This is a genomic window from Anoxynatronum buryatiense, assembly GCF_900182905.1.
GTDB classification, from domain to species: Bacteria; Bacillota; Clostridia; order Peptostreptococcales; family Tindalliaceae; genus Anoxynatronum; species Anoxynatronum buryatiense.
Genome location: NZ_FXUF01000004.1, coordinates 118,043 through 140,746, shown reverse-complemented (window position 1 = coordinate 140,746; position 22,704 = coordinate 118,043). Strand labels below are relative to the sequence as shown.

Annotated in this window: 21 protein-coding genes; 2 read left to right on the top strand and 19 right to left on the bottom strand. The window is 52.9% G+C overall.

The annotated features are described in order from the left end of the window. Positions 1-49 precede the first annotated feature (49 nt). The 4 genes from QOL74_RS07300 to kal form a co-directional block, all read right to left on the bottom strand. Complete coding sequence (locus QOL74_RS07300) at positions 50-823, bottom strand: hypothetical protein (RefSeq protein ID WP_283408796.1); 774 nt, start codon at positions 821-823, stop codon at positions 50-52. Positions 824-863: 40 nt separating this feature from the next. Further along, positions 864-1,520, bottom strand: coding sequence for a YczE/YyaS/YitT family protein (locus QOL74_RS07295; protein WP_283408795.1), 657 nt, complete (start codon positions 1,518-1,520; stop codon positions 864-866). 41 nt (positions 1,521-1,561) lie between these two features. Then, on the bottom strand, positions 1,562-3,889 hold the full coding sequence (locus QOL74_RS07290) for a bifunctional diguanylate cyclase/phosphodiesterase (RefSeq protein WP_283408794.1): 2,328 nt from the start codon (positions 3,887-3,889) through the stop codon (positions 1,562-1,564). Between the two features lie 295 nt (positions 3,890-4,184). Next, complete coding sequence (gene kal, locus QOL74_RS07285) at positions 4,185-4,604, bottom strand: 3-aminobutyryl-CoA ammonia lyase (RefSeq protein WP_283408793.1); 420 nt, start codon at positions 4,602-4,604, stop codon at positions 4,185-4,187. A 471-nt stretch (positions 4,605-5,075) separates the two neighbouring features. On the opposite strand from kal, the gene QOL74_RS07280 reads away from it, so the two are divergent. Next, the gene (locus QOL74_RS07280) at positions 5,076-5,228 is read left to right on the top strand and encodes a lmo0937 family membrane protein (RefSeq protein WP_283408792.1); all 153 of its coding nucleotides are present in this window, start codon (positions 5,076-5,078) and stop codon (positions 5,226-5,228) included. A 38-nt stretch (positions 5,229-5,266) separates the two neighbouring features. On the opposite strand, the gene QOL74_RS07275 is transcribed toward QOL74_RS07280, so the two are convergent. The 15 genes from QOL74_RS07275 to purR form a co-directional block, all read right to left on the bottom strand. Beyond that, a complete protein-coding gene (locus QOL74_RS07275) occupies positions 5,267-5,854 on the bottom strand; it encodes a DNA-3-methyladenine glycosylase I (RefSeq protein WP_283408791.1) in 588 nt (195 codons plus the stop codon). 49 nt (positions 5,855-5,903) lie between these two features. Further along, positions 5,904-6,314, bottom strand: a complete 411-nt coding sequence (locus QOL74_RS07270) for a TspO/MBR family protein (protein ID WP_283408790.1) — start codon at positions 6,312-6,314, stop codon at positions 5,904-5,906. A 110-nt stretch (positions 6,315-6,424) separates the two neighbouring features. Continuing rightward, positions 6,425-6,838: a S1 RNA-binding domain-containing protein gene (locus tag QOL74_RS07265; RefSeq protein ID WP_283408789.1), complete on the bottom strand. Its 414-nt coding sequence runs from the start codon at positions 6,836-6,838 to the stop codon at positions 6,425-6,427. Positions 6,839-6,925: 87 nt separating this feature from the next. Next, positions 6,926-7,228: an FtsB family cell division protein gene (locus tag QOL74_RS07260; RefSeq protein ID WP_283408788.1), complete on the bottom strand. Its 303-nt coding sequence runs from the start codon at positions 7,226-7,228 to the stop codon at positions 6,926-6,928. A gap of 60 nt (positions 7,229-7,288) precedes the next feature. After that, positions 7,289-7,534, bottom strand: a complete 246-nt coding sequence (locus tag QOL74_RS07255; protein ID WP_283408787.1) for an RNA-binding S4 domain-containing protein — start codon at positions 7,532-7,534, stop codon at positions 7,289-7,291. Between the two features lie 102 nt (positions 7,535-7,636). Continuing rightward, positions 7,637-7,915 (bottom strand): HU family DNA-binding protein, encoded by a 279-nt coding sequence (locus QOL74_RS07250; protein WP_283408786.1) that lies wholly within the window; start codon positions 7,913-7,915, stop codon positions 7,637-7,639. A 131-nt stretch (positions 7,916-8,046) separates the two neighbouring features. Next, positions 8,047-9,150 carry a MazG family protein gene (locus QOL74_RS07245; protein WP_283408785.1) on the bottom strand — a complete coding sequence of 368 codons (1,104 nt, stop codon included), beginning with the start codon at positions 9,148-9,150 and terminating at the stop codon, positions 8,047-8,049. Positions 9,151-9,272: 122 nt separating this feature from the next. Beyond that, positions 9,273-10,874 carry a putative polysaccharide biosynthesis protein gene (locus QOL74_RS07240; RefSeq protein ID WP_283408784.1) on the bottom strand — a complete coding sequence of 534 codons (1,602 nt, stop codon included), beginning with the start codon at positions 10,872-10,874 and terminating at the stop codon, positions 9,273-9,275. Positions 10,875-11,056: 182 nt separating this feature from the next. After that, positions 11,057-12,037, bottom strand: coding sequence for a peptidylprolyl isomerase (locus tag QOL74_RS07235; protein WP_283408783.1), 981 nt, complete (start codon positions 12,035-12,037; stop codon positions 11,057-11,059). 205 nt (positions 12,038-12,242) lie between these two features. After that, the gene (mfd, locus tag QOL74_RS07230) at positions 12,243-15,812 is read right to left on the bottom strand and encodes a transcription-repair coupling factor (RefSeq protein WP_283408782.1); all 3,570 of its coding nucleotides are present in this window, start codon (positions 15,810-15,812) and stop codon (positions 12,243-12,245) included. Then, positions 15,809-16,435: an aminoacyl-tRNA hydrolase gene (gene pth / locus QOL74_RS07225; RefSeq protein WP_283408781.1), complete on the bottom strand. Its 627-nt coding sequence runs from the start codon at positions 16,433-16,435 to the stop codon at positions 15,809-15,811. Before pth ends, mfd begins: the two co-directional genes overlap by 4 nt. Before the next feature lie 179 nt (positions 16,436-16,614). Beyond that, positions 16,615-17,562, bottom strand: coding sequence for a ribose-phosphate diphosphokinase (locus QOL74_RS07220; protein ID WP_283408780.1), 948 nt, complete (start codon positions 17,560-17,562; stop codon positions 16,615-16,617). 33 nt (positions 17,563-17,595) lie between these two features. Continuing rightward, a complete protein-coding gene (gene glmU / locus QOL74_RS07215; RefSeq protein ID WP_283408779.1) occupies positions 17,596-18,951 on the bottom strand; it encodes a bifunctional UDP-N-acetylglucosamine diphosphorylase/glucosamine-1-phosphate N-acetyltransferase GlmU in 1,356 nt (451 codons plus the stop codon). Positions 18,952-19,289: 338 nt separating this feature from the next. Further along, positions 19,290-19,634, bottom strand: coding sequence for a septation regulator SpoVG (gene spoVG / locus QOL74_RS07210; protein ID WP_283408778.1), 345 nt, complete (start codon positions 19,632-19,634; stop codon positions 19,290-19,292). Between the two features lie 238 nt (positions 19,635-19,872). Continuing rightward, the gene (gene purR / locus QOL74_RS07205; RefSeq protein ID WP_283408777.1) at positions 19,873-20,703 is read right to left on the bottom strand and encodes a pur operon repressor; all 831 of its coding nucleotides are present in this window, start codon (positions 20,701-20,703) and stop codon (positions 19,873-19,875) included. Between the two features lie 298 nt (positions 20,704-21,001). Between purR and murC the strand changes: the two genes are divergently transcribed. Next, positions 21,002-22,585, top strand: coding sequence for a UDP-N-acetylmuramate--L-alanine ligase (murC, locus tag QOL74_RS07200; protein ID WP_283408776.1), 1,584 nt, complete (start codon positions 21,002-21,004; stop codon positions 22,583-22,585). Positions 22,586-22,704: the final 119 nt, after the last annotated feature.

Below are 22,704 nucleotides of genomic sequence, written 5' to 3'. Positions count from 1 at the left end.
TTTTTGTTAAACATCAGGGTTAGAACGCTTTTCTTTTCTCAATGAACTCCTATTGACCCGCCTGCCGTTTCTGATGGCGCAGGGTTAAAAAAACCATGCGCAACCGCACAAAAATCACCAGCACGAAAAAGATCACCATCACACCGCTGAAAAAGACACCCCATGTGAATCCGCCGGTGGTGCTTTCTTCACTGCCCGCTGTCTCCAGATCACTGATGGTCTCTGCTGCCTGTGGCGCTGCCGCCTCCCATGGGACAGGGCCATCGGACACATCCACATCCTCCAGCAGGCTGCGCCGGGCGAAAACCTGCTCGCCATCAAAATAGAAATCTTGATGACGTCCGTTGGTGTTCACGTAATACTTCAGGGCCGCCAGATCACCCCGTCCGCCTGTCTCTTCTTCATAGTGCAGGGACAGGGTGCGAAAATGACCACTGTCGGCCTTGGCCATATACCAGGCGGGGCGGTATGCTTCGCCTTCCAGGTCCAGTGACATAACGGCATAGTCCCCCACCTGGGGGCTTCCGTTTTCTGAGGTCATACCGAAGTAAGTGAAACGCCTGTCCACCAGAATGGTATCTGCTGAGGCTTTTCCCTGAAAGGTGCGAATGACTTTTACGTCCAGTTGCGTTTCCCCTGCGCCGGTGATTTCTCCCAACAGCAGGACAGTCTGTTCGCCGTGGAGCATTCTGTAAAGCGCATCGGCAGCCGCAACGGACTGAACCGAAATGACAAGAAGGGCTACTATCATGCACAGGGTGCGTTGAAACCGTTTCCTCTTTTGGATTTCCGGCAGGTTGCTTTTTTGAGCCTCTATTGTCAATCAGATCCCTCCACTTTCAACGTTTAAATGGCAAAACCATTTATGATTTTTTCAGCTTTCTTCCCAGTGCTTTCAAATCTTCGTCCACATAGGTATGGCGAACGCTTTTCACATCAAACCGCAGCAAACGGAAGGATATCTGCACCACCGGACCTGTGAGAACTGCTGTAATGACCGTTCCCAGGCCCACGGTGCCCCCCAGCAGCCAGCCGCCAACGAGGGCAGCCCCTTCCAGCAGACCGCGAATTGTCCCCACTGACTGGCCGGTGCGCTTTAACAATGCCACCATCAGACCGTCCCGGGGGCCGCAGCCCATGCCGGCACCAATATACAGTACGCTGGCAAGCCCGATGACAAAGAGCCCGGCCACCATTTGAATCACCCCGGTTAAAAAATGCTGCATATGGGGTACCAACCCATTGAGCATGAGAAAATCAATGAACAGACCGATCAGAACCATATTGCCAAGTGTTCCCCAGCCAATGCGTTCGCCGGCAAAAAAATCGATGGCCACCACTGTCAGACCCACCAGAATACTGGCCTGACCCATGGTAACTCCCAGCACATTGGAAAGTCCCTGGTGAAACACATCCCAGGGCGCCAGTCCAATATTGGCATGAATGGTCATCACAATGCCAACGGCAAATACAAAAAGACCGGTCAACATGCGCAATGTGCGCACGATATAATGCTGCATGCCATCATCTCCTGCTTCAGATTTTCATCATCCCATGGGGATCAGTCGCTTTCAGTCTCCAACCGGCTGAATGCCTCTTCCGGTGACAAGGGTCGGGCAAACCAGTAGCCCTGCATCTGGTCACAGCCCTTTTCTTTCAGCCGCTCCTGCTGTTCAGCCGTTTCCACTCCTTCGGCGATGGTGCTCACCCGCATGCCCTGGGCCATGGTAATGATCGTGTCGACAATGGTGTCAGCATGGGTGTCTTCCATCATCTGGTTGATAAAAGACCTGTCGATTTTCAGGGTATCAATGGGAAACTGGGTAAAATAGGCCAGAGAAGAGTAGCCGGTGCCAAAATCATCAATGGCAATTCTGACGCCCATGGCCTTCAGTTGGCGCATTTTGGCCATTTTTTCCTGAACTCCCATCATGGCAATCCGCTCTGTGATTTCCAGCTCCAGGCAGTGGGCCGGCAAACCGGTTTCCTGAAGGATTTCCTGCACCATGTTCACAAAAGAAGGCTGTTCAAACTGAAGTGCAGACACGTTCACAGCCACCACCAGCGCCTCATGCCCAGCCTCATGCCACTTCCTGTTCTGACGGCAGGCTTCACGCATCACCCACCGCCCGATTTCAATGATGTAGCCGGTTTGTTCAGCCACATGAATCAGCCGGTTCACCGACAGCGAATGATAGCGGGGATGCTGCCACCTTAACAGTGCCTCGTGGCCGGTGATCTGTTCGGTGTCAAGGCGAATCACCGGTTGATAAACCAGTTTCAGCTGGTTTTCTTCCAGTGCATGAAAAAGCTCCCGTTCAATATCCTGTTCTTCTTTCAGGGTTTCTTCAAGGCTTTCATTGAAGAGATGGACGCCATTGCCACCCTTTTGCTTAATGAACAGCTTTGCCATGGTGGCCCGGTTCATCACTTCATCCAGTTCCCGGCCAGGCTGAAAGCTGCAGGTTCCCACGCTGGTGCGCAGCATATACTCGTTATCTTTCAGCGTCAGCAGTGTGTTGCAGGCCTCCCAGAGACGCACCACCCGCTCTTCGAAGGCATCTTCATGCTGTTCTCCCAGCAGCACCACAAACTCATCTCCAAAATGCCTGGCGGCACATTCACCGGGCTGCAGGAATCGCTGAATTCGATCTGCCAGAGTGAGCAGCACCTCATTCCCCAGCTCATACCCGCTGATACTGTTGATCCGCTTGAAGTCATCCACCGATACAATGGCCAGGCCAGTGACCGCCTGGTGTTGTTGAAGCTTTTCCAGTTTATAGGGAAGATCCAGCAAAAAACCATGATAGTTGTTCAAGTTGGTCAGAGGATCCTGGTAGGTCAGGTGTCTGATTTTTGCCAGCATCTGGTTGAAGCTGGCAGCTGCCTGCCCCACTTCATTGGCAACCTGTTCATTGGCCCGTACATTCAGATTGCCTGCCGCTGCTCTTTCGAAAACCGCCTTCATCTCAAGAATGGGGCGGGAAAGCGTTTCAGAATATGCCAGCGAGAACACTATCACCAGTGCCAGGCCCAACCCGATGGCTGCCAGCACCCCCCGGGAAACAGCCTTCACCTCCTGGTACATTTCAGCTTCCGGTATGGAAATGATAAAGGTCCATCCCGGGGTGTGGGGAATGGCCCGGTGCAGCGCCACCATGGCGGCACCCGCTTCATGGTAACGGTGGAGACCGGACGCCTCCGTTAAAAAGGCTTCGCAGATGTTCATCTCTTCGCCAAATATTTCTGCCGCTGCCTGGTGAAGGGGTTTTGATGAATCCGGATGAGCCACCACCATACCGTGTTGGTCCACAATCCAGCTGTAGCCGGTTTCCCGAAGGTTCACACTGCGAACAATGTCGTTGATAAATTCAATTTCCACCACTGCATTGATCAGGCCCACGGTTTCCCCGTTTCGCCGCACCGACTGGGAGACAATGGTGATGGGTTTACCCGTTTCCACATAAGGACTAACGAAAGGGCTGGAAATCCACGTTTCTTCGCCTTCCAGAAAGATTTTTTCATACTGCTCCTGCTCTGAAACATTTACCACCAACCCCCGGCTGGTGATGCCACGTCCGTCGGGCCAGACGACGGTCAGATTGCGCTCGATGTCTTCCAGCACCATTTGGGGTAAAAAAAGATCAATCTGTTGACGGTCCATGGACTGAATCACTTCTGACTGAGCCAGCATGCGCACTTGGTCTATGTATATTTTCAGCTGCTTGCCCACTTCATCGGCTCTTGCAGCGGCAATTTCCATATACTGAGCTTCAATGGCCGGCGGCAGTTTTCTCAGGCGCTGTTCTGTGAAAAAGCCTAGTCCCGCAAACAGGATCAGGGCTCCCAGCAGCAACCATGCCAGCATCTGTATGCGAATAGATTTCATGTATCGTCCAGTCCTCAATTCTTTCCTGTTTTTTGCCGCCCAATATTTCTCAATTGAAGCCCTGCCTTTGATCTTTCGGACAATTGGCGGCGCATGTGTCCATTATACCATATTCGAAGTGACTGGTAATCTATTTCAACCCCCTCTCAAATCTGACTGAAGAGGGTTCTCTCTGTCAATTATATCTTCAGTTCTTTTGCGTGCACTGTTTCTGATGCCATAAAAAATGACCTGCACCACTGGGCAGGTCATTTTCATGGCCTTCTTGATCAGAAAAGCCGGCTTATCCTGTTTACTACCGCTGAAAAGCCGGATCCTGCGCGCCCCGCTGCAGCTCCTTTTTCACCACCATCACACCGGTGGCGGTTCCACAGAGAATCGGCTCTTCCAGCACTTCTGCCGCTGATTCAGACATGCCGGGATCATTGACCAGTTGAATCACTTTGTAGGCTTCGAATTTCGCCTTCCGGGAGCTGTTGCCCACTTCTTCAATCCACCCGTGATATTCCATGAAATCCCCTGCGTAAATGGGTGCCAGGAAATCCACCTGCTCATAGGCTCTAAAGAGGCCTTCATCGCCGTCAAGACGAATCAGCAGTTCCGTGGCCACATCTCCAAAAAAATCAAGGATTTTCGAACCGTTAACCAGGTCACCTGCGTAGTGGGCATCGGCAGTGCTCATGCGGGTTCGAATGATAACTTTTTCTCCGATCATGACATTTCCTCCTGTTCCTGTTTTCATTTTTCCATTATTGCCAGCGGTCAGTTCATCAAAAAAACGCCATGACAACAAGGAACTTCCTTGCATGCATAGCGCTCCATACCCCGGCTGACGCCAGTAAGTATGACAACAGAAGAAGGCTGTCTCCTTCTGTCAGGCATATACCGGGTCACCTGGTGGCTGCCTTCGGCAACGACAGCCTTCAGAGAAGCCTTCGAAGGCGACCCTTCTTGGCATGCTTCCCTTACCCTGCCGGTTGCACCTCTATTCATCTATCCTGTTGTCCACGGGCTTTCACGGTCATTATATGACAGCCCGTCACCGACTGTCAACCATATCAGGTTTCGCCGAGCATATTGTGGGTTAAGTGTCCCCATCCTTCAACTGTTTGACCACCCTGTCTTCCGGGTAAAAAAAAACCAAACCATCAATGGTGATTTTCATCAAAGAACAGGAGTGACCTCTATGCTAAAATTCATCTTTATCGTACTTTTTGTGTTATGGCTGTTGGGAATGGTTTCCAGCAACACCATGGGTGGCTTTATCCACATTCTGCTGGTGCTGGCTGTGGGTGCCGTTCTCATTCGAATCATACAGGGCCGCAATCCCTTTAAGTAATGGGTGTGGATTTTTCAGCCTGATGCCCTGACCTACGGTCAGGGCATTTGCCGTTTGAAGCAATGTGTCTGATGATCGTTCACCAGGCCGATGGCCTGCATATGGGCGTACATAATGGTGGGGCCCACGAAGGTCATGCCCCGCTTTTTCAGATCCTTCGAAATATCCACCGATAAAGGTGTCTGTGCAGGAATCTCTTCAAGATGCTGAAAACAATTCACCACCGGCACATGGTTCACAAAACCCCAAATATAATTGTCAAAGGAGCCGAACTCCCGCTGAATCTCCAAAAACACCCGGGCATTCTTCACTGCAGATCTAACTTTCAGCCGATTGCGAATGATTGCCGGATTTTGGAGCAGTGCCTCGATTTTAGATTCATCGTAAGCGGCCACTTTTTCCGGCTCAAAGTTATCAAATGCCTGGCGGTAGCCTTCACGGCGCTTGAGAATGGTCGCCCAGGAAAGACCCGCCTGCGCCCCTTCCAGCACCAGCATTTCGAAATGCTTCCTCTCATCATGAAGGGGAACACCCCATTCTTCGTCATGGTATGCCACATACAGCGGGTTTTTCAGATCCACCCACCCACAACGGGGAAGGTCATGTGCATGGTCATGGCCTGCCATCGTGCCACTCCTTTCATGTCAGCGTATTCAGCAGCGTGTTTGTTTTTTGTCAGTTGATGCCCCGGTTTAGCCACCAGGTGGCTCCGTTAAGATATCCTGCAAACAATACCCACGCCATGTAGGGCAGCATTAGGTAAGCTGCCAGTTTATCAATGGTGTGGAAAAGGAAAATTGTCAGGCCGATCACAAAAAGGAGCAGCAACAGCTCCACAAAAGCAACTCCCCTGACATTCAATGTAAAGTAAAGGTACGGCCATAGCAGATTAAGTCCCAGCTGTACAAAGAACACAGCCAGCGCCCGCTTCACCTCGCCCCGCTGAATCCCCGCTGAAAAAACCCGAAAGGCTGCGATTCCCATCAGTATATACAAAATTGTCCAGACTGGCCCAAACACCCAGCCCGGAGGCGATAAAGGCGGTTTTGCCAGTTCAGTGTAGACCGTGCTGTATGGTCGGGTCATGAGATCCTCCCCTTCAAAATCAACAGATAACAGCGGGGTACAAAAAACCACCGAACACATAGGATTCGGCGGCTGCACTCATCTTTGATGCCTGTCACTGATCAACCGGTTTAGACGCCTTTTCCAAAACCGTTGCCGCGACGGGTGGGTTTCATGCGACTTTTTGCACCCTGCATTTTTTCGTCGCTGTCTTTCATGAATTTGCTGATTTTGTCATCAAGGGTCAGAGAATCGACGCGCTGGGGTGCGCCCCATTCCAGTTCTGCCGGTGCGGGGGTCTTCTTCTTTCTTTCGGCCGCCTGGCGAATGGACAAACTGATCTTGCCATCGCTGCCAATGGCCAACACCTTGACTTTGACCTTTTCCTTGTCACTGATGTAATCCCGGATATTTTTGACGTAGTCGTCAGCTACCTCCGAGATATGTACAAGGCCTGTTTTGCCTTCTCCAAGATCGATAAACGCCCCGAAATTGGTAATGCCTGCAACGGTACCTTCGATAATCTTTCCAACCTCAACCGGCATAAACTGTTTACTCCTCCTTGTTATATGATCCCATTATCTTACAACTGTCATTATAGCACATTTTCTGAAAAAAAGAACCTGCTATCTTCAATCTTTTCCATGCTGGATGTCAACGAGCACCCACTCATCCTCTTTCACCATTTTCAGGTTCTTTCGGGCAATTGATTCAATGTAGGCGTCATCGGTGATGTTTTCCAGTGTTCCCCTCAACCGCTGAATTTCCTTTTCCAGTTCGTCGATTCTGTCCTGTACCTGTTGCTCTTCTCTGGCAAGATTGCGGCTTTCCTGCTCTTGCATATACCAGGTGCGCAGACTGGAAAAGACCAGCAGCAATAAAAACAGCCATAGGATTTTTCGGCCAAAACTGGATTTTCGACGGCGTTGTTTCATGGGAACCGCTCCTTTAATCCGGCAGCATCCGCCTCGCCGCCAGGTTTAATGACTGAAAGGTTACTCTTTGATCAGACGATAGAGGCTGTCGGCATCTTCCTTTTTCACATGCTCTGTTACCTGCAGCACCTCCACCTCAAGGGGTGGCTGGCTGATGGCCAGGGTGAGCCGGTCGCCAACCGCCACCTCACTGCCGGCTTTTGCTGTTTTTCCATTGATGACAACCAGCCCTTTATCACAGGCCTCCCGGGCAATGGTGCGACGTTTGATGATCCGGGCAACTTTCAGGTATTTATCGAGACGCATGGCTTCCTCCTCATAACAACAAAATCAGGCCTAGGCCTGATTTCATTGCATCCTCTGTCAGTGTCCCGCTTCAGCAGTTTTCATCAGGACAATGTTCACAATTTATCCGTTAATTTTTTCTTTCAGTGTTTTACCTGCTTTGAAAACAGGTGCCTTGGAAGCCGGAATGTCAATTACTTGGTCCGGATTTCTGGGGTTTCTGCCTTTTCTTGGCTTTCTTTCACGAACATCGAAGGTGCCAAAGCCCACCAGTTGTACTTTTCCACCCTCAACCAGTGTTTCTTCAACAGTCTCCATAAAGGCGTTCAGGGCTGTTTCTGCATCCTTCTTGGTCAGTCCGCTCATTTCTGCCATTTTTGCTACTAATTCCGCTTTGTTCACAAAATCCCCTCCTTAAGTATTTAAGAAAATGATACGATTCCTTTGCTGTCTATCTCACCAGAGCGGCCTGGTTCAGCACCTTCCGCTCAACTGGTTTAAATGTGTTCCGCGCCGCTGTTTCACTGGCTGGCTCATGTCTGTTCCCGGCGGGTCTTTTCTTTCGCCTTTTGGATTGCCCAAATGGCTTTCACATCCTCCGGTGTTTCGGCGGTTTCATCACCGAAGACATGGGGATGTCTGAAAATGATTTTTTGGGTGATGCCATGAACCACTTCATGCATGGTAAACGCGCCCCGCTCTTTGGCGATTTGGCTGTGGAAGACTACCTGCAACAATACATCGCCCAGCTCTTCACACAAATCATCATCATCGCCACCGTCGATGGCATCCAGCACTTCCTGACTTTCTTCTGTCAGATAGGGTTTTAGACTCTCATGGGTTTGTTTTCGATCCCAGGGACAACCATCGCTGCCACGTAGTTTTTCCAACATGTCCATAAGATGATTCATATTATAATGTATTTTAGAAAACCTGTCAACCCTTGCAATATAAATACTTGTAAGGTAATCAAGGTCTTTTTGATGATCCAGCTGGTATAGCGGAATCTCCCGCACCTCTTCTTCCCCAACAACTCCAGCGCTTTTGATGACCTTTATCGGTTGTTCGGCATCATAATAATGCATGAGGCCCAATTTCAGTTCTGAGGCCACGTAGGGATCATAGACCTGGGTGATGATCACATCCATATTGGTGTCGGGGGGCTGCCGGTGGAAAGACAGGGCGTCAATGAGCATGAACCCATCCACAGGGTCATGATCAATGAGGGGGAAAATGACATCAAGAAAGCTCATGGCAGGCACAATTTTCAGGGTGATGCCCTCCGCCAGGACAGGCGTTTCTTCCTCAGAAGCGGCTTGCAGGGCTTTTCGCAGCAGCCGGACAGTTTCCTCAGCCACATTGGGGTGACCCGGCACGGCATAAAGAAGATCCCCTTCTGAAGCCAAGGCCAGTACCTGACGCACTATTTCCCGGTATACATCTTCAAAGTTCTCTTCCGTTTCATAGATGTGGTCGAAGGTTTGAAAGTGGATGCCCTGGGCCTTCAGGTCTGCCACCAGGGGATGTTTTTCTGTGCGCAGGCAAATGGACGGGTGGGCTTTCAACAGCTGCCATGTTCCCAGCGGCAGCTGCTCCAGAGCACCTGGCCCCAAGCCGGCGATGGTGAGGGTGGGCATGACAAAAACCTCCTTTGCAGGTTCATCAGCTTACTTTCTGCTTTCAGCAAAGCTTCCAACTCATTAACGGCAACGATTTTGACAGCCTTTCCTTTCTTCCGGCCTAATCCGTCAGCCTGATCTTATTGCATCAATTTCAGCTTTCGAAACAGAGCCGCCATTTGCCGGCCTTTGGGAAGCATGTCAAAGTCACGTTCTTCCAGCGAATTGGTTTTCAGAAGCATGAGACCGTAAACCAGGGCGCCGGCGCCGACAGCAGCCAGCACGGCCAGGGTATTACCGGTAATGGGTTCCATCACCCGGTGAAGGCCATAGGCCACAGCTGCCATCACCCCTACGCAGAGCAGTGGTTTGTAAATCATTTGAGTTCTGTCCAGTTTCAGACCCGTTAAGCGTTTCACCGCCCGGAGATTGAGGATAAAGGCCACAAAATAGGCAGTGACGGTGCCGATGGCGGCACCTCTCACGTGGAGAAAAGTGGCAGTGAGGGTATAGGTGATCACCAGTTTAAAGAGGGCACCGGTCATCAGGTTACGCACCGGGATATCAGGGCGTCCCAACCCCTGAATAATGCCGGTAAGGGTTTGAAGCTGGGTGAGAAACAGAACCGCAAAGCCCATGATAAACATGATCTGCCCCAGAGAGGCGGGCTCAGCCGGAAAGAGCATGCGCATGATGGGATCGGCCAGTGCCACCAGGCCCGCTGAAGCCGGCAGCCCCAGCATCATGCTCACCCGGAACACGGAAGCGCTGTCTGCCCGCACACTGGCCCAGTCATCCCGGGCGGCAGCGTCTGAGACAGCGGGCACAATACTCATGGCCAGGGCAATGGTGATCACCTGGGGCAGATTCACCATGGTGGAAGCCATGCCCTGAAGCTGGCCGTAAAGGGAGTTGGCCTGCTCATAAGTATAGCCGCTGGCCTGAAGCCGGCGCAACACAATGGCGGTATCCAGCATGTTAATAAGGGGCATGACAGCAGCTCCAATGGCAATGGGCACTGCAATCTTCAGCACGTTCCTGATAATGACGGGGGTGGATTCCGGTTCCATTCCCAGCTGATCTGTCACCGGGAAGGTTTCACGACGACGGCGCTGGGTGTAAAAATAAATCATAAACCCCAGGGCAGCCACACCGCCGGCACCAGCCCCCAGAACGGCGCCGGCTGCAGCGATGGGTTCACCCAGCGTACGCAACAACATAAAAGCAAGGAAAAGCCCCACCACCACTCTGCCCAACTGTTCCACCACCTGCGACAGGGCAGTGGGTTTCATGTCTTTCATACCCTGAAAATAGCCTCGGTAGGCCGCCAGAACTGAGATGAAAAAAATGGTGGGAGCCAGTGCCAGCACTGCATGATAAGCCAGCGGACTTTCAAAAACCACATCCACCAGGTAGCGGGCTCCAAAAGCCAGCAGCAACGACCCTGCCAGTCCCAAAAAAGTGAGCAGCTTCAGAGTGGTGAGAAAGATGGCATGGGCATGGGCGTGCTGTCCTTTGGCTTTTTTCTCAGACACCAGCTTTGAAACAGCGGTGGGAAATCCGGCATAGGTGAAAGCCAGCAGAAAATTGTAGACGGTGTACCCCACCTGGTAATAGCCCATGCCCTCGGACCCCATGGCCCGCCCCAGGGGAATGCGGAACAGTGCCCCCATGATTTTCACCAGAATGCCTGCGGCTCCCAGAAACATGGCGCCCTTCAAATAGGTTTCTTTTTTGCTCATGATGTGTTTCCTCCCAAGGCAGCCGTCGACATGACGAAGGATTAACCGCAGTAAAAACCGACAGTGGTTTGCCGGGCCCTCTGGCCCACACACCACTGTCAGTCATCGGTCCGGATTGTCTGTCTGCTGCCGGATGCTTTCTTCAGTTCTTTCCCTCAACAGGCTTCACCAGTACACGGTCTTTACAGACCCTCCCGGCGCTGAACCTCTGCAGACTCTCTGAGGGCTTCGATATGTGCCATCAGCTGGTCTTGCCGCAGCTGGGAAATGATGTAATCTTTCGCTTCTTCGAAATCATCGGTTTCGTTGATACGCTCATTTACCAGAATCACATGCCATCCAAACTCTGTCTGCACCGGGTCGCTGATGTCACCTGCCTCCATGCTGAAGGCGGCGTTTTCAAAGGCGGGTACCATTTGTCCACGGCCAAAGGATCCCAAGTCTCCCCCCTGCGCCGCCGAAGGGCAGGTGGAATGCTCAGCTGCCAGCAAGGCAAAGTCTGCGCCTTCATCCAGCTGGCTGCGCAGCTCCCGGGCTTTTTCCTCTGTGTCCACCAGAATGTGGCTGGCAGCCACCTGGTCGAAGGTGAAGAGATCGGGGTTGGCATCGAAGTAGGCCTGGGCATCTTCATCTGTCACTTCAATATACGACAGATAGTAATCCTGGAACTCCATCATCAGCAGTTCTTTTTCCATTTCCCGCCGAAAATAGGTTTCATCGATGTTGTTTTGCTCCATGAAATTCATCAGTTCTTCATCATCTTTAATGAAGCCCATGAACATTTCCATGGTTTCATTGAATTCTTCCTCGTTCAGTGCAATGTCATGGGTGGCTGCTTCCTGCAGAATGATTTCTGTAAAAATCAGTCTTTCCAGCACCTGTTCTTTGATGGTGTCCAGCAGGGTCATGCCTTCTTCGTTGTCCGGTTCATCAAAGAACCCGGGACCCATTTCCATCTCATAGTTCATTTTCATCAGTGCCAGGGTGTTTTCAAAATCCTGGTTGGAAATGGGTGTCCCATTCACCACCGCCACAGCATCTTCAGGAATTGCCGCTTCACCATTCCCACCGCAAGCCGTCAGCAGCAGGGTAACTGCCAGCAGCACCAGCAGGAGGTTTACGCCCGTCTTGCGCTGCATTTTTTTCATTCCATTTAATTTCAATCCATTCAGCTCCTTTTAAGTTCTTTCCAGCCACTCGACTCATGCTCTGTTCAGTGCCGGGTCGAATGATTGCAAACTGGTTGATTTCCCCACCCATGTATACGGTAAAAGGAAAGGTTTCGTTTCATCTGATACTGGTTATGTTGTTCATTATTTGGTTATGCTGTACATTATACAGGAAACAGGTGCATTTGGATACGGTGAATCACGCTGCAGCGTCTCCTGACAGGATCTCCACAATGGCTGTCAGTTCCCGCAGAAGCTGGCTTGCGTCTCTTATAACAGCTGCCTTGTAGGTGAAATAAGGCTGCTGTCCGGCATTGAACTGAATGCGCCGGCCAAAATCATGAATGACTCTGGCCAATGCTTCCGGGTTCAGGCGCAGCCCGGAACCAAACTGAATGCGAATGGTGTCGTCTTTCTGGGAAATGTGACTAATACCTGCCTTCAGTGCCATGGCCTTCAGTGCGGAAACAGTCACCAGGTTGCGTACAATGCCTGGGATATCCCCAAACCGGTCTTCAATTTCATTTTCAACTTCATACCGATCTTCGATACTGCGTATGGCGGCTATTTTTTTATAAATATCAATTTTGTGGCCGGCATTTCCAATGTACTCTTTGGGAATGTAAGCATCAACGTTCAGCTCTATGGTGACCTCCGGTTCGGCTTCAACGGTTTCACCCCGGGTTTTCTGCATGGTTTCCTCCAGCAGTTTCACATAGAGATCGTACCCAATGGCGGCCATGTGCCCATGCTGTTCGCCTCCCAGCAGATTGCCAGCGCCCCTGATTTCCAGGTCACGCATGGCAATTTTAAAACCGGAGCCAAACTCAGTGAACTCTTTGATGGCCTTCAACCGCTTTTCGGCCACTTCAGACAATATCTTGTCCCGCTGGAACATGAGGTAGGCATAGCCCTGACGGGTGGAGCGTCCCACCCGCCCCCGGAGCTGATAGAGCTGGGAGAGGCCCAGCTGGTCGGCATCGTGAACCAGTATGGTGTTGGCATTGGGAATATCCAGTCCGTTTTCGATGATGGTGGTGCATACCAGTACATCGTAGTGGCCCTCATAATAGTCCAGCATCACTTTCTCCAGTTCAGTTTCGTTCATCTGCCCGTGACCGACGCCAATGCGCAGCTCCGGGAACCTGTCTGCCAGCTGATTGGCAATGGTGTAAATTCCCTCCACCCGGTTGTAGAGGTAGTACACCTGCCCGCCCCGGGAGGTTTCACGGAGAATGGCATCTGCCACCAAAGAAGGGTTCCAGGCCACCACATAGGTTTGCACCGGGAAACGTTCCTCCGGCGGATCTTCGATGACACTCATGTCCCGGATGCCACTCATGGCCATGTGGAGGGTGCGGGGAATGGGAGTGGCGGTGAGGGTGAGCACGTCCACATTGGCTTTCAACTGCTTCAGCCGTTCCTTGTGCTTCACTCCGAAGCGCTGCTCTTCATCCACGATGAGCAGGCCCAGATCTTTAAAGGCAACGTCTTTTGACAGCAGGCGGTGAGTGCCGATCACCACATCCACCAATCCGTTTTTAATGTCTTTCATGATTTTTTGAATCTGGGTGGGGGTGCGGAAACGGCTGAGCATTTCCACCCGCACCGGAAAGGGAGAAAACCGTTCCCGGAAGGTGTTGAAATGCTGCTGAGCCAAAATGGTGGTGGGCACCAGTACGGCACACTGCTTGCTGTCGGCGGCACACTTAAAAGCAGCTCTGAGAGCCACCTCGGTCTTGCCATAACCCACATCCCCGCAGAGAAGACGGTCCATGGGGCGTTCTGCTTCCATATCTGCCTTCACTTCCTCAATGGCTTTCAGCTGATCCGGGGTTTCCTCATAGGGAAACAGGTATTCAAACTGTTGTTGCAGCTCTGTATCCAATGAAAAGACATACCCCTTCTGCCGGTTCCGTTTGGCGTAAAGCTCCAGCAGATCGTCTGCCATGTCTTCAATGGCTTTTTTAACCCGGCTCTTGGTTTTGGCCCAGTCGGTCCCGCCCAGCCGATTCATCCGGGGTGTTTTATCTTCCGCTCCAATGTATTTTTGAATCATATCCATCTGATCGGTGGGCACATACAGGTGATCGGCACCGGCATAACTGATTTTCAGGTAATCCCGGGTGATACCGTCCACCGTGAGGCTTTCAATGCCTTCGTAACGGCCAATACCGTGATTTTCATGCACCACAAAACTGCCGGGTTTCAGTTCCACAAAGGACTGAATGGCACGACCGTCACGGCGTCGGGGTCTGGTGGTTTTCTTTTTATGGGCGCCATAAAGTTCATAATCTGACAGCAGCAGGTACTGGCATCCCACATATTCAAATCCCCGGTGAACACTGCCCGGCAGAATGGTCACCTTCCCGGGCGGAAGGGTTTCGGAGGTGATAGCAGCGCTGTCTCCGGCGCCTCCCCCGGTGTTCCCGGCATCACCGCCGGCGAGATACTGCACCGGCAGCCCGGCTTCCCGAAGCGCATCTGTCAGCTTCAGCGCTTTTTCCTTGGTGGCTGCCAACAATACCAGGCGGTACTGTTTTTTCACAAGATTTCTTAACTCGTCGAAAAGCCAGTTCATTTTCCCCTGAAAGCTGGGAACACTGCGGGTGACAAAATTCACCACTGTCTGCGCCGGAAATTCTTTTTCGCTTCGGGGAAGCAGGTGGAGTGTCACCACTGTTTTTTCCCTGATTTTAACCACCAGTTCTGAATAGGTGAACAGGCAATGGGCCTGTATGGGCAGCACCTGCTGTCTTTCCAGCAATACGGTGAAATGCTCCTTCCACTCATCCATTGCTCCTTCGGCCCGGCTGCGCAGCCGCTGGGGCTCGTCCAGCAGCACCAGACTGTCAGGCATCAAGTAGTCCAGCAGAGAGGCAGCCTTTTCGTAAGCCAGATCCTGCAGACCCTCCATGTCATGAGGCACCCGGTTTTCTTCAAGACGCACCGTTAAATGGGCGCACCGTTCCGGCGGTTCACAGCCGGAGGCATCACCGCTTCCCGGGCGGGACTGGTTCTTCATCCGCTTCAGGACGTCCACCATCCGCCGGCGGTCCTTTTCTTCCAGAATCCATTCAGTGGCAGGGCTAATGGTGATGGCGCTGATTTTATCGATGGATTGCTGGGTGGCCAGGTCAAAATAGCGGATGGAATCCACTTCTTCATCAAAGAGTTCAATTCGGCAGGGGGCCGTTTCCACCGGCGAAAACAGGTCGATGATATCTCCACGAATACTGAACTGACCTTTTTCCTCCACCTGATCGGCGCGCTGATAACCCTGGGCCACCAGCATTTGCAGCATGGTTTCCCGGGGAATGGTTTCGCCCACGCGGAAGGTGAGCTGCAGCCGTCGAAAAAGGGCGGGAGGCGGTAATTTCACAAAAAGAGCGTCCATGGAGGCCGTGATCACGGCGGGTTGCTCTGCCGCCAGAAATGCCAGTGTTTTCAGGCGCTCATCACCCGTGCTGACACTGCTGGCTTCTGTCTCATAGAGCACCGGTTGACGGGAGGGAAAAAGATGAGCCTGGGCACCCAAATAAAAGCTCAGGTCTTCCGCCAGCTGGCGGGCCTGAACTTCTGTTTCAGTGATCAGTAACAGCTGTCTGCCCCGATGGTGTTGCAGGGCGGCGGCCAGATGGGATTTTTGGGAATCAACAAGCCCATAGACCCCCAGGGTATGCTCTTTGGTTCTTAAAGCGTCGGTGAGCTGCACAAACTCCCTGGATTGTTGGAGTGGCTGCAGCGCGACAGAGGCAGATAAATTCATGGCTGATTCGCTTCCTTTTCCTGTGCCGTTTCGTTGGCCGGTTTTTCCTGTACCGGCTCTTCCGGTTTCCGGTTGTACCGGTTCATGGCCATTTGGATGCCTTCTTGCACAAAGCACTGGGCCGCTTCAGCCGCCGTGGTTACTGCATCCCTCATCACCGGGATTTCCTCCGGTGTGAAGCGGGCCAGCACAAAGCTGGCGGCATCCTGCCACAGGGGCTTGCCGATTCCCACCCGTAAACGGGGAAATTCTGTGGTTCCCAGATGCTGAATGATGGATTTCATCCCATTGTGAGACCCGGCACTGCCTTTCTGGCGCAGCCGGACCTCCCCCGGTGCAAAATCCATGTCGTCGTACACCACCAGCAACCGGTCTGATGCCAGTTGGTAGTAGCGCATCCAGTGGCCGATGCTTTCGCCGCTGAGGTTCATATAGGTTTGGGGTTTCACCAGCAATACTTTTTCTGATCCCACCCGAATCTCGGTAAAATGGGATTTAAATTTTTTCTGGTTCACCGCCGTCTGTTGGCCGGCCGCCAGGGCGTCAATGACGTGAAAGCCGATATTGTGCCGGGTGGCATCGTATTTGCCGCCGGGGTTACCCAGTCCTGCGATGATGATCATGGTTGGTTCCTCCTGAAAGACGTTGAGGATCAGCCCGTTCTGCAGGCTGATCCTGGGAATGAGTCGATGATAGGCGGTCTTTGACATCAATGCGTGAATCACCGGTGTCATCGTTGCTGCGTTTGCGGTGAAAGCTGTGACATCGAAACCGGGTGTCCCGGGGTGATGCATGCTGGCAATTAATCAAAAAGGGTGGAAACCGACTTGTTCTTGTAAATACGGCTGATGGCTTCTGCAAACACGGGTGCCACCGTGACGGTTTTAATCTTATCCAGTTGCTTTTCAGGTGGCAGGGGAATGGTGTTGGCGGCCACCAGTTCGGTGATGTCAGAGTTTTTAATGCGCTCAATGGCCGGTCCCGAAAATACAGGATGGGTACAGCAGGCATAGACATCCAGGGCGCCGAACTTTTTCAGAGCCTTGGACGCTTCGGTGATGGTACCGGCAGTATCGATCATGTCGTCCACCAGAATGGCGGTATACCCCTTGATATCACCGATGATGTTCATCACCTCTGCCACGTTGTCTTTGGGGCGGCGTTTGTCAATGATGGCAATGGGTGCTTCCAGGTATTGGGCGAAGTTTCGGGCCCGGGTGACACTTCCCATATCAGGGGAAACAATCACCGGATTCTTCAGCTTTTTCTTTTGGAAGTACTCCACCAGAATGGGCACCCCCAGCAAGTGATCCACTGGAATGTTGAAGAATCCCTGAATCTGGGAAGCGTGGAGGTCCATGGTGAGAATACGGTCGGCACCGGAAACGGTGACCAGGTCGGCAATGAGTTTGGCTGTGATGGGATCCCGGGCCTTGGCTTTTCGGTCCTGACGGGCATACCCGTAGTAGGGGACCACCGCCGTGATACGGCCGGCCGACGCTCGTTTCATGGCATCGATCATAATCAGCAGTTCCATCCAGTGTTCATTCACCGGCGGACATGTGGGCTGCACCACGTAAACGTCTGCACCGCGGACGGTTTCGTTAATGTTGACGGCAATTTCACCGTCACTGAAGGTGCTGACCAGCGCCCGTCCCAATGGGACACCCAGCTCGCTGGCGATTTCTGCTGCCAGCTCCGGGTTGGCGTTACCGGTAAAAATCTTGATTTCATTGCCACTGGTATTCATGAGTACACAATTCCTCCTTAGGGATGTTTGGGATCAGGAGCGCTTGTTCCAGCCCTGAATGTTTCGCTGACGTTGCCGGGCAATGGCCAGGGCGTCTGCGGGCACGTTTTGGTTGATGGTGGAACCGGCGGCCACATAGCCCCCTTTTTCCACCACCACCGGGGCCACCAGATTGGAGTTGCTGCCGATGAAGGCATCGTCCTCCACGATGGTCCGGGATTTTTTCTTGCCGTCATAATTCACAAAGACAACCCCACAGCCAATGTTCACATTACGGCCCACGTCGGCATCGCCGATATAAGCCAGATGAGCGGCCCGGGAATCATCGCCGATCACTGATTTTTTGACCTCAACAAAATCGCCGATACGCACCCGTTTCCCCACGTGGGTTTCCGGGCGCAGATAGGCGTAAGGGCCGACAGTGGTGTCATCATCCACAAATGCCTGACACAGGGTGGAATGGGTAATCTGCACACGATTTCCCAGGGTCACGTCGGTTAATCGACTGTTTTGGCCGATGATACAGGCTTCGCCGATGGTGGTGTTGCCCTCCAGCATTACACCGGGTTCAATGAGGGTATCCCGGCCGATGATGACTTCCGGGCCTATGTAGGTGTTTTCAGGATGAATCAGGGTTACGCCTGCAGCCATGTGGGCTTCATTAATGCGCCGCCTGAAAATACCTTCCACCTGGGCCAGCTGGCTTCTGGAGTTGACTGCCATGATTTCCTCCGGGTCTGTCAGACAGTGAACCCCTACCCGCTGCCCCGATTCACGCAACAGTGCCAATGTATCTGTCAGGTAGTATTCCTGTTGCCGGTTGGCATTGGAAAGCCGGGGAAGCACCTGCAGCAGTGCTTTTCCACTGAAACAGTAGGTGCCTGAGTTGATTTCATCAATTTTTTTCTCTTCAGGATCGGCGTCTTTCTCTTCCACGATGCCCAGCAGCTCCTGCCGGTCATTCCGGAGAATACGCCCATACCCGAAGGGTTGTGACAGCCGGGCAGAAAGTACCGTGGCTGCATTCTGATTGTGTTGATGTTCCCGGGCCAGGGCCTCCAGGGTTTCAGGCCGAAGCAGGGGGGCATCGCCACACAGCACCAGCACCAGCGCATCGGGATTAATCAGGTGGGCTGCCATTTGAACGGCATGGCCTGTTCCCAACTGCTGTTCCTGGAGCACACTGGCTGAGCCGGGAGGAAGTACCGCCTTCACTTCGTCCGCTCCGTGGCCCACCACCGCAATCAGATGATCTGCCCCTGATTGCTTTGCCCCTTCCAGCACGTGGAGCACCAGCGGCTTTCCGACTGCCTGATGCAGTACCTTGGGCAGGGCTGACTTCATCCGGGTGCCTTCGCCGGCTGCCAGGATGATGGCTTGTTTTTTCATTCAGTCACCTCTTCAAACGCTTTTTGCCGAGGTGGTTCCACCTCGGCTGCTGAATCGTCACATCATGCTCTTTAAGGGAGATGGAATCACCCCTTCTTAGTTTACCTGATTTTTTCCCAGGAAGGAAGGACTATTTACCGAAATAACCGTTAAAAACCTGAAAACAGCAAAAGAAAACCGCAGAACCCGGAAATTTGTTCCGTTTCTGCGGTGTTTTATGTTTTCATCAAATTACCGGCTTTCGGAACGCGCTTTTCCTGAAAAAGCCGTCCATGCTGCACCATTGCCTGATTCAGGCCTTTTTCTGTCTGTTTCCTGCCGGGGATCAACCCTGCCGGCTAAAAACCAGGGTCATCTCCCATCTGGCCGGACTCTCCCTCCCCTGTTGACGCTGCTTCTTCCTCCCCTGCTGACGCAGCTTCTTCCTCATCGTTCATCTGCTCATACTTGACAAAAATCGCATCCTGAATCTTGTTCCGCGTTGATGAATTGATGGGGTGGGCAATATCGCGGAAATCACCCTCTCCCATTTTGCGGCTTGGCATGGCGATGAATAGCCCGTTCTGCCCTTCGATGATTTTAATATCATGCACCACAAATTCATCGTCGAAGGTTACAGAAACGATGGCTTTCATTTTACCTTCCGCTGCTACTTTTCGAATGCGTACGTCGGTTACTTGCATCTGTCCTTCACCACCTTCCCGCAGTCTTCTTTCCAGTGTCTATCCAGCAAGTGCATATGCCGATGCTCCTGGTGGAAGGATTGTTGCACTTCTTTCAGGAAACGGCTATTTTAAAGGCTTGCAGCGAACACCTTCCCGGTGCAGCGGGGGAGATCAGTACGCCGCTTGCTTTTAAAATCTGAGTTGTGACAACTGATTCACACCAGCTGCCACCGTGGTTGGTATGTGTTGCTTGGTGTTATTCTTTCCAAATCGCTTCATTGGGAGAAATCAAGACTTCACCCGTTTCTTCATTCACAGATTCCAGATACAACAGGGGTGTGCAGGGGCCGCTGCGTTTCTGACGGGGTTCACGGGTGGCCATGAGCACCCCGCTGCCCACCACACGGGCGTCGAATTCTTTCATTAAGTCATGCATGCCTCTGGCGGTACCGCCGCCCCGCATGAAATCATCAATCATCACCACCCGGGAGCCGGCAGGAATGGCCCGCCTGGAAAGGACCATCTGCTGGATGGTGCCTGTGGACCCGGAACGGTAGTTCACACTGATGGTGGAGCCTTCAGTCACCCGACTGGTGCGTCGAACAATCACCAGGGGGCGGTTCACCAACCGGGCCGTCATAAAGGCCAGGGGTACCCCTTTGGTCTCCACGGTAACCACCATGTCTGCTTCTTTGAAATCAAGGTGTTGGGCCAGCATCTCCGCCATGGACTGTACCATGTCGGGTGAGCTGATGAGATCGGTATAGTAGAGGTACCCCCCTGTGAGAATCCGTTCAGGCTTGATCAGCTCTTCAGTCAGTTGCTTCAAAAAAAGCCGCTGTGCTTCCCGGGGCATCCGGGGAATCAACCGTATACCTCCGCCGGCTCCCGTGGCCGAATGGATCTCCCCGATTTCAAGGGATTCCAGTGTTCGCTTTACCACACCCAAATCTTCACTGAGGGCTGACTTCAGTGCATCCAACTGTTGACTGAAGGTTCCCAGACCAAACTGACGATTGGGATGGTTGGTTAAAATACTGGTCATGGCGGCAATGCGTTCACTGCGCTTGTATCGTGACTGGGACATGGCACTTCTTCCTTCCTGAAAAAATGAACGTTTCCATTTTTTTATTTCATTTTATTCGTTTTTTCAGGATTCGGCAAGCGGGCGGCCCGGAAGATAAAAAATCACGAAGCAACCCGGGTTCCCTTCGTGTATAATAAGGAGGAACACCACAAAAAATCCGGCAAAATCTTACACAGTATATACCCTGCTGACCAGCATTCAAACAACCTGGCATTCACGTTTTGTCAGCTTTTGTCGTGAACTTCACTCATTCAGACCCTGAAAACAACTGATGAAATCAGAAAGGACGATCCACACCATGCTGACGCCTTCACCCAACCCCAACGCGGTTTCCCCTACAATGCCTGAAGTCCATGAATTGCCTGCCACACTTGAAGGCGTGACCCATGTGCATCTGGTGGGCATCGGCGGAATCGGCATGAGCGGTCTGGCTCATCTGCTGCTGAAACAGGGCATTCAGGTGTCCGGTTCAGACCGGAGTGATTCTCCCATCACCCGGCGTCTGGCCGACGAAGGAGCCCGCATTTTCACCGGACATCACGCCGCCAACCTTCAGCAGCCTGACTGGTTGGTGTATTCTGCCGCCATTCCCGCCGACAACCCTGAGCGGGCAGCCGCGAGAGAAAAGGGTATTCTGCAAATGGACCGGGCAGCCCTGCTGGGCATTCTCATGAAACAGTATCCCCACTCCATTTCTGTTGCCGGCAGCCACGGGAAAACCACCACCACGGCACTGCTGGCCATGCTGCTGGAATGGGGCGGCCTTGATCCCACCATTTTGGTGGGGGGCGAGCTGGACGCCATCGGCGGCAATGTGAAGGCCGGCGGCGGTGAGGTGATGATCACCGAGGCCTGCGAATATCAGGGCAGCTTTCTCCGGTTCCCCGCCCGCATCGGACTGGTGCTGAACATCGACCTGGACCACCTGGATTACTTCCCCGACCTGGCGGCCATTCAGGCAGTGTTTCGCCAGTTTGTGAACCAACTCCCCACCGACGGCCTGCTGGTAATGCCTGCCAATGATACCAACAGCCGCTTTCTGGTCCAGGAAGCCCCCTGCCGGGTGATCACCATTGAGGTGGATCCTCCGCCGGGTGAAGCTGTTCCACTTACACCGCCCGGGAACACGCAGCAGCTCACCGCCACAGCCCTTGCCCCCCTGCCAGGTGGTTGCTGGTCTTTTAACCTGCTGAAGAATGGGTCCGATCTGGGCCGCTTTCACCTGGGAATTCCCGGCAAACACAATGTGCATAATGCCCTGGCGGCGCTGGCAGCGGCCCTGGAGCTGGGGGTGAAAAGTCACCGGCTCCAGGAACTGCTGCCCCGGTTCACCGGTATTCACCGCCGCTTCGAAACCCACGGCCACTGGGCCGGCGTCACCGTGGTGGACGACTACGCCCACCACCCGGCAGAAATCACCGCCACACTGGCCGCCGCCCGCACGTTGCTGGCGGAAGCACCCCTGGCAGAGACATCTCCGACAGCCGCAGTACCCCTTTGCCCCGATACCACACACCACCGCATCGTTTGCATTTTTCAGCCCCACACCTACACCCGCACCCATGCCCTGCTCCATGATTTCGCCCAGGCACTGGCTCTGGCAGATGTGGTGGTGGTCACCGAGATTTATGCCGCCCGGGAGCCGGATAACGGTCTGGTGCACAGCCGGGATCTGGTGGATCTGGTCTCTGCCAGGGGCACCCATGCCAGCTACTGTCCTGATTACCAGGCTGCTGCCAGAACAGCCGCCGCCGCCGCTGAACCCGGTGACCTGATCATCACCATGGGTGCCGGGCCGGTGAATGAGGCAGTACCCCTCATCAGTGAAGCATTACTCGACAGAACTCCCAACGCTGACACACCTGACCCGCTTTCATATTGATGAATTTCCATTGATCCTGCAGTAACTTTTCTTCACAACCAACCCTCGATTGTTTGAAAAGACAGCATTTGATGGGCAGTCAAACGCAAACCGGCAGCATCAGAACACCTCTTCTGATG